Origin of the sequence: Nevskia sp. (assembly GCF_051860985.1) — a bacterium.
Classification (GTDB): Bacteria; Pseudomonadota; Gammaproteobacteria; order Nevskiales; family Nevskiaceae; genus Nevskia.
The window spans coordinates 1-5,245 of sequence record NZ_JBIMKV010000038.1 but is presented as its reverse complement, the minus strand read 5'-3'; the positions used below and the strand labels follow the sequence as shown (position 1 = coordinate 5,245).

The window sequence follows — 5,245 nt, the reverse complement described above, 5'->3', positions numbered from 1 at the left end:
TCCGGGAAAACCGGGGCGGTTCACAGCGTTCCCTTACCGGGCTAACGACTTGGCGTCGGTTCAGTCGGGAATTAGCTTGGTTGTTCAGAAGGGCAACCTGGATGCCATTCTTGTGTTGGCTGTGTCGTGTCGCCTAGCAATGGACCAATTGAAGTTTGATCAGGCTCGTCTATATGCGAATGCGCTTCATCCAACCACCGAGGCCCTCCACGCAACTATTTTCGATTCATTCCTTGCAACGGGAATTCAGTCCATGGTGACCCGGCGGATTCTGTTCCGTGATTGGTCACCTATAGACCCGCTCGTTTGGTCACGAGCGAACCTTCTTCGCGGCCCTGAAAGAAGCCAGTTTCCGTTTAGAGGCGCGGACATGACCCGTCGATGGGAAGTCATGCATGAAATCAACCCCTACCTCGTGCCCTGGCCATCTGACGAAATCGGTTGGCCACTTGTCGCAGCAAGCGAGCATTTGAGATGGCTTGCGGATAACCAGAAAGCTCTTGAAAGGCCCTTCAGGGTAGCTGCTAGAAAGGAACTCAAGTTGGAAGCCGAGGAATCGCCGGAAAATTTCAACGCCGAAGAACGCGAGGCGCTCCGAAAGCTCGAAAGCCTTTGGCCTGATCGACCAGCACCAGCGGAACCGGACCCGGACCCGGACCAGCTTTAACCTTGCCCCCACGAATAGTTGCGATTGCCTGATGGTGAGCCTGCCACGCGTGAAGCTTGTAACGGCGGCGCACCGCGAACCCACACCGTCTCGGCTCGCTGAGCCTGTGCTTCCGACATGCGCCGTTCTCGTTGGACGTCCCAGCTTGCATCGGCGGCTAGGCCCCCCCGCGGCTATTCAGCGTCCCTCAGCGCCACCGCGGGCACGTGTTCCGGAGACCACACCCGGTGTAGCTCGCAGCCGCAGTACGTCCGCTGGCCGTGTGCTGTAATACCGCGCCGCAGCGGGAAACCGCTTTCCGGATTGACTCCTGAGGTCGAAGAAACATGATGACGAACCCCGCGTTTGTACTGCTCCTGCCAGCTATATCTTCGACAAGTCGTTGATTCAGCTAGGTACGCAGTCCCAACTTAAATTCGGATAGTCCAGCTTGTTTTCGTGACTTCCAACTCGTTTTCAAACCACACAGCAGCACGGAGGCAACATGGCACGCGGCGTCAACAAGGTCATTCTGATCGGCAACATCGGGAAAGACCCCGAGGTGAAGTACTTCCCGAACGGCGACGCGTTCTGCAACCTCACGCTCGCGACGTCGGAATCGTGGAACGACAAGGGCTCGGGCGAGAAGAAGGAACGCACCGAGTGGCACAACCTGGTGATTACCCGGAAGCTCGCCGAGATCGCCGGCCAGTACCTGAAGAAGGGCTCGAAGATCTACGTCGAGGGTTCGCTGCGCTACCGCAAGTACACCGACAAGGAAGGCCAGGAGCGCTACATCACCGAGATCAACGTCAACGACATGCAGATGCTCGACGGCCGTGGCGGCGGCGCCGGCGGCGGCATGGACGACGGCTACAGCCAGATGCCGCCGGCCCGCAGCAGCGGCCCGGCCTCGCGCCCGGCACCGAGCCGTCCGGCGCCGCAGCCGCAGGCCGCACCGGCGGCCGATTTCGAGGATGACGACATCCCGTTCTGACGGGCTCCGTCGGACCTGAAAAACCCCCGCGCTGCGGGGGTTTTTCGTTGCACGCCGGGGCAGCGCGGCGGCGCGCCGTTCGCGGATCAGTAACCGCCGCCCAGCGCCTTGAACAGGCCGATGGCGGCGGTCTGCCGGGCCAGCCCGGCCTGCACCAGGCTGTCTTCGGCGTTGAGCCGGGTGCGCTGGGCATCGAGCAGAGTCAGCAGGTCGTCGGCGCCGGCGTCGTAGCGGGTGCGGGCCAACTGGTAGGCGAGCCGGGCCTGTTCGGTCGATTGCGTCAGCAGCGTCGCACGCCGTTCGTTGCTGCCGACGGCAACCAGGTTGTCCTCGACATCCTTGAGCGCCAGCAGCACGGTCTGCGCGTAGTTCTCGACCAGTTCCTGGCGCTGCGCCTCGGCGAGCTTCACCTGGCTCTGCAAGCGCCCGCTGTTGAAGATCGGCTGGGTCAGCGAGGCCGCCAGTGACAGCAGGCTGCTGCTACCGCTGGTGATCAGGCCATCAAGGCCGGCCGAGGCCGACAGCGACAGGCTGGGCAGCAGCGCGGCACGGGCAACGCCGATGTCGGCATTGGCGGCGATCAGCTGGCTTTCCGACGCGCGGATATCCGGCCGCTGCAGCAGCAGGCTGGCCGGTGCGTCGACCGCGATCGCCGGCGCGACGATGCCGGCCAGCGATGCGGTGGCCACCGTGAAACCGCCGGGCGCCCGCGCCAGCAGCACGGCCAGCGCATGGTGGCTCTGCTCCAGACTCAGGCGCAGCGCCGGCAGCGTCGCTTCGATGTTGAGCAGCGCGGTCTTCTGCTGCGCCAGTTCCAGCGCGTTGGCGGCGCCGTTGTCGAAGCGCAGCTGCACAAGGCGCAGCAGTTCGGCGGCGGCGGCGCGGTTTTCCTCGGTCAGCGCCAGCCGGTCCTTGAGCGCCAGGATCTGAAAGAAGTTGCTCGCCACATCGCCCTGCAGCACCAGCGCCACGGCATCGCGGCTGTAGCGGCTGGCATCGAGACGGGCCTGCGCCGACGCGGCGGTGGCCGCGTTGCGGCCCCAGAGGTCCAGCTCGTAGGCGGCGCTCAGGCTCGCGCCGCTGGCTTCGTCGCCGCTGTCGCCGTCACGCAGGCTGGCCGACGCCGAACCCGAGGCACTGACCGTCGGCAGCAGCGCCGCACGCGCCGCCCGGGCATTGGCCCGCGACTGCTCGATGCGGGCGACGGCCGCCGCCAGGTCGTGGTTGGTAGCCAGCGCATCCGCCATCAACTGATCCAGCTCGGCGCTGCCGAAGCGTCGCCACCACGTGGCATCGACGGTCTTCGCGCCGGTGGGGTCGAGCGCCTCGGCCTGCGCGTAGTGCGCCGGAATCGGCAGCGCGGGCGGCGTCATCGCCGGCGTCAGGCTGCAGGCGGAGACCAGCAGCGCAAGGCCGGCGGCGAGCGGAAGTCGGGTGGCATTCATGGCAGATGGGCGGAGTGCTGCGCGCTATTCGGAGGCCAGCGCGACGACCGGATCGAGATGGGCGGCCTTGCGCGCCGGCAGGTAGCCGAACAGCAGGCCGGTGATGAACGCGGAGGCAAACGCGAACAGCGCCGGGGCAACGGTGAACACCACCTTGCTGCCGAGCGCCTCGGCGACCAGCGCGGCGGCGATGCCGAGCAGCACGCCGATGACGCCGCCGATGCCGCAGATCACCAGCGCCTCGGTGTTGAACTGCAGCAGGATGTTGCTGGTGCGCGCGCCGGTGGCCATGCGCACGCCGATCTCGCGAGTCCGCTCGGTGACGTTGACCAGCATGATGTTCATCACGCCGATGCCGCCGACCAGCAGCGAGATGAAGGCGACAGAGCCCAGCAGCAGCGTCAGCGTGTTCTGCGTGGTGGTCGCCATCTCCATCAGCGAACTGGTGCTGCGCACCTGGAAGTCGATGGTGCCGTGGCGGGCGGTCAGCAGTTCGGTGATCGCGGCTTCGGTGCTGTCGGCGACCTCGGCGCCGGCCAGTTTGACGTTGATGCCGCCGAGGAAGCGCTTGCCGAACACCCGGGCGAAGCCGGTCGACAGGGGAATCAGCGCGACATCGTCCATGTCCGAGCCGAAGGCATTGGCGCCCTTGGCGGCCAGCACGCCGACCACCTGGAACGGCACCTTGCCGACCAGCACGTAGCGGCCGACCGGCGATGCGAGGTCCGGAAACAGGTTCTGCGCCACCGTGGCGCCCAGCACGATCACCGGTGCGTAGGTCTTGACGTCGTCATCGCTGACGAACACGCCTTCGGACAGCTTCCAGTCCTGCATCTGGGTCCAGGTCGGCCAGACGCCGGCGACATTGCTCTTGTAGTCGACGTTGCCGTAGCGCAGCGTCTGCCGGGATTGCCGCTGCGGCGACACCGCCGCGACGCCATCGAGTTCCCGCACCGCTTCGGCATCGCTTTCTTTCAGCATCGCCAGCTCGCCGCTCGGCCGGGTGCCGGGCGCGCCGGGCTGGATCAGCAGCAGGTTGCTGCCCATCGACTCGATGCTCTTCATCACCTGCGCCTTGCTGCCGTTGCCGATCGCCAGCATGGTCACCACGGCCGCCACGCCAATGACCACGCCGAGCAGGGTCAGGGCCGAGCGGAACAGGTTGCCGCGCAGCGAATGCAAGGCCATCTTCACCGCCTCGCCGAGATCCGGCAGCCAGTGCGGATGACGGCGGGCCGGCAGCGCTTCGCGCCGTGCCGAGACCGCCGTGCGGGCGCCACTGTCGTCGACGATGCGGCCGTCGCTGATCCGGATGATCCGCTCGGCATGAGCCGCCACCTGCGCATCGTGGGTGATCAGGATGATCGTGCGGCCCTCGGCGTGCAGGCCCTTCAGCAGCGCCAGCACTTCCTCGCCGCTCTTGCTGTCGAGCGCGCCGGTCGGCTCGTCGGCCAGGATCACCTCGGCGTTGTTCATCAGCGCCCGGGCGATCGACACCCGCTGCTGCTGGCCGCCGGACAGCTGGTTCGGCCGGTGGCCGAGGCGCTCGCCAAGACCGAGCTGGCCGAGCAGCGCTGCCGCCCGCTGCACCCGCTGCGCCTTGGCGGTGCCGGCGTAGATCGCCGGCAGTTCGACGTTCTCGGCGGCGGTGATCGTGCTCATCAGGTTGTAGCGCTGGAACACGAAACCGAAGCAGTCGCGGCGCAGCGCCGCCAGCGCGTCCTTTTCCAAGGTCGATACATCGATGCCGCGCACGCGGTAGCGGCCCCGGCTCGGCGTGTCGAGACAGCCCAGCAGGTTCATCAGCGTCGACTTGCCGGAACCGGACTGGCCCATGATCGCGACGAACTCGCCGCTGGCGATCGACAGGGTGACGCCGTCGAGCGCCCGCACCTCGGCGCCGTCGCCGCCGGCGTAGATCCGGGCAACGTCATCGAGCTGCAGCAGCGGCACGGCATCGGTCGCGGCTGGCCGACCGGCGCTCACAGCCGCGGCCCCATGCCGCCCGGCATGCGCGGCGCGGCGCGGGCGCCGTTGCCGCCGCCGGCCTGCGCGGCACTGCCTTTTTCGCCGACCACGATCTCCTCGCCGACTGCCAGCCCGGACAGCACCTCGGCTTCGGTACGGGTGGCCAGGCCAACGCGCACCTGCCGCCAG

General features: G+C 67.0%; 4 protein-coding genes. 2 read left to right on the top strand and 2 right to left on the bottom strand.

Annotated features, from left to right (window positions below; all coding sequences use genetic code 11):
* Positions 1–667, top strand: a 667-nt coding sequence (locus ACTIGJ_RS19545) for a hypothetical protein (protein ID WP_439641991.1), incomplete at its 5' end; no start/stop codon positions are given.
* Positions 668–1,151: 484 nt separating this feature from the next.
* The gene (gene ssb, locus ACTIGJ_RS19540) at positions 1,152–1,643 is read left to right on the top strand and encodes a single-stranded DNA-binding protein (RefSeq protein ID WP_439641990.1); all 492 of its coding nucleotides are present in this window, start codon (positions 1,152–1,154) and stop codon (positions 1,641–1,643) included.
* 86 nt (positions 1,644–1,729) lie between these two features.
* On the opposite strand, the gene ACTIGJ_RS19535 is transcribed toward ssb, so the two are convergent.
* Positions 1,730–3,088, bottom strand: coding sequence for an efflux transporter outer membrane subunit (locus ACTIGJ_RS19535; protein ID WP_439641989.1), 1,359 nt, complete (start codon positions 3,086–3,088; stop codon positions 1,730–1,732).
* 24 nt (positions 3,089–3,112) lie between these two features.
* A complete protein-coding gene (locus ACTIGJ_RS19530) occupies positions 3,113–5,041 on the bottom strand; it encodes a MacB family efflux pump subunit (RefSeq protein ID WP_439641988.1) in 1,929 nt (642 codons plus the stop codon).
* Positions 5,042–5,245: the final 204 nt, after the last annotated feature.

What these genes read in the sequence shown, in the direction of transcription:
- ssb (WP_439641990.1), top strand. Translation starts at nt 1,152, where the DNA reads ATGGCACGCGGCGTCAACAAGGTCATTCTGATCGGCAACATCGGGAAA.
- ACTIGJ_RS19535 (WP_439641989.1), bottom strand. Translation starts at nt 3,088, where the DNA reads ATGAATGCCACCCGACTTCCGCTCGCCGCCGGCCTTGCGCTGCTGGTC.